This window comes from Xanthomarina sp., from assembly GCF_035306605.1.
Lineage (GTDB): Bacteria > Bacteroidota > Bacteroidia > Flavobacteriales > Flavobacteriaceae > Xanthomarina.
In genome coordinates this window covers 1-2,344 of record NZ_DATGNR010000013.1, presented here as the reverse complement: position 1 = coordinate 2,344, position 2,344 = coordinate 1, and the positions used below count along the sequence as shown (strand labels likewise).

At 33.6% G+C, this 2,344-nt stretch carries 2 protein-coding genes and 1 pseudogene; all 3 read right to left on the bottom strand.

Annotated features, from left to right (window positions below):
* A pseudogene (locus tag VKY41_RS02080) lies at window positions 1–381 on the bottom strand (anticodon nuclease); the annotation flags it as partial.
* Window position 382: 1 nt separating this feature from the next.
* Window positions 383–1,645 carry a restriction endonuclease subunit S gene (locus VKY41_RS02075; RefSeq protein WP_500812777.1) on the bottom strand — a complete coding sequence of 421 codons (1,263 nt, stop codon included), beginning with the start codon at window positions 1,643–1,645 and terminating at the stop codon, window positions 383–385.
* Window positions 1,642–2,344 (bottom strand): RhuM family protein (rhuM, locus tag VKY41_RS02070; protein ID WP_500812776.1); only part of this gene is annotated, 703 nt, incomplete at its 5' end. The genes VKY41_RS02075 and rhuM, both read right to left, overlap by 4 nt.

The window sequence follows — 2,344 nt, the reverse complement described above, 5'->3', positions numbered from 1 at the left end:
TTCATTAAAATAAGGAGTTATTGCATCGTTTGTAAAGTGCTGAAAATTCGACACAATATTATTATCTAAACCCTGATCTTTTAAAAATCCCAATGCTAAATCTGTAAAATTATTAGGTCGTATTATTAACTTTCTTTTGGTATCAGCATCCAAATCATTATCCCAATAAAAAAGGTCTTCAGTAAAAGCATTGTAATACATTACTTTAATACCTGACTCTTCTGGTATAGCAACTCCCTCTACTGGTTCTTTGGGGTCAATTAGTAATCTGAATTTACGTGATAAGCGTGTTTTTCCCGTACCATTAAAAGCATATATTAATTGTACTTTTTTATTAGTATCTCTTAAATCTTCTGCAATATTATGTAAAGTCTTACTCATATTATGCCTCATTATTTTGGTTAGGAAAGCTTAACAACATTTCACGATAATACTCATATTGTTTTTTTCTTAATTCAATTTCCTTTGGCAAACCTTCACTGATGGATGTAGTTAAGGTATCGAATTTATCTAAAATGTTTACGATGCGTTGTTGTTCTTTGAGGGATGGAATTGGGATTTTAATCAGCTCCAATTTACTTGCATTTACACGCCGAACTTTTGCACCAGTAATATATTTTCTTTTTTGTTTATGAAATTGTTCGGTTTGGAAGAAGTAAGCAACATATTTTGGATTTAAATTATGCCTGTAAAAACAAGCATCACTACTTACCGCTATGCCATCATTACCTAGCCAAGCAACAGCTTTACATAAATCCTCATCATTTTCACTTGTTGTTGCAATTACTAAATCTCCATGTTTAGCAATTCGTGCCTTTTTAGCAAATTCTTTTGAAACAAATGATTTAGTTTTATTAGCATAAGTACCATAGTGTGTATAGACTTGTCCATAGTGTATACAACCAACACCTGAATCAGTAAAGTCTTTTTTCTGTAATCCACCACCCCTTATAAACACACCTACACTTTCATCTCCCATAGGTACATGTTCCACCTCCGTCTCATCAAAAGTCAATAATTGCTCCCGATAGTAATCATACTGTTGTTTACGTGCTGTAAGCTCTGCTGTAAGGTCTGCTGTAAGGTCTGCTGTAAGCTCTGTAAAGGTATCGAGAATATCAACTATTTTTTGTTGGATTTCTAAAGATTTTTCTGGGTTGTTTGGGCATGGGATTGGGATTTTATACTCTTTAAGTTTCTTAACACCTATAATACCGAGACTACCATTCTTATTTGCGTTTTTTTTACACCAATTACTGAATTTGAAGAAATAATGAAACATAAATTTGATGCTCAAAATTTCTTTATAGGTATCTTTTAGACTAAAACTGGTAATTTGTTGATTAGTTAAAAATGGAGTTAAAACTAAAGCGTGCTCACCTATTGTTGCAGTAGTAGACATAAATAGAGAGTTTGCAGGAATTAGGTCACCTTTAACTGCTGATTTCGTGACTTGTTGAAACGCAGTATTTAAAATCCTCCCATTTTGTCTAATATCCTCTAAACGGAACCACGGTATATCCCCATTTTGCCAAAATTCCTTTTTCTTTTTTGAAGGTGTATATCCATTTTTCACATTAAATATTTCATCAACTGTTTTCCATTCTACTTCAACCCCTTCCAATAATTTATCTAAAAAACTCATTTTTTACGACTGTTTATTTTTGCTTTTTTCTCCAAATCAGCAAGTGTTTTTAAATAATCCTTTTCAACTGTGCTTAACGTTTTAGCTTTATATTTTTTGTATTCCTTCGCTGCTTTCTCTTTGGCTTTAGCATGGGATATTTTTCCTGCGTTTTCGAGGACTTTTCTTCCTGCAGAAGCTAAAATATTATCTAATTCTGTTACATAGTCTGCCATGCGCATTTCACGTTCTTCAATGGCATTTAATTCCGCTAAATCAAAATAGGCAGCCACAAGGTTGTTGAGTACTTTGAGTTCTTTTTCTTCTAAAAAGTTTTTGGCTACCATCGCTTCTGCCTGTGTAGGTTGCTCTCCTTTAAAATTGGTTAAACCTGCGAAAGGTTTATCACTATCTACCCTAAAAAAAATAACTTCACTTGCTGTATTTCCGTGAGCCGCATAGTGTAGTTTATTTTGAACAATTTTAAAAAAAGTAATACTTTCCTCAGTTTTAGGGTCATAATCTGTAGCAGTAGCGTATAAATCCAATACCTGACGGTACATCACTTTTTCACTAGAGCGAATGTCGCGAATACGGTCTAATAACTCTTTCCAGTAATTCCCTCCACCAACGTTCTTTAGGCGTTCATCATCCATCGTAAAACCTTTTACAATGTATTCCTTAAGGCGTTGGGTTGCCCAAATTCTAAAGTTGGTTGCA

Coding starts and splice junctions, on each gene's coding strand:
- VKY41_RS02075 (WP_500812777.1), bottom strand. CDS start 1,645: ATGAGTTTTTTAGATAAATTATTGGAAGGGGTTGAAGTAGAATGGAAA.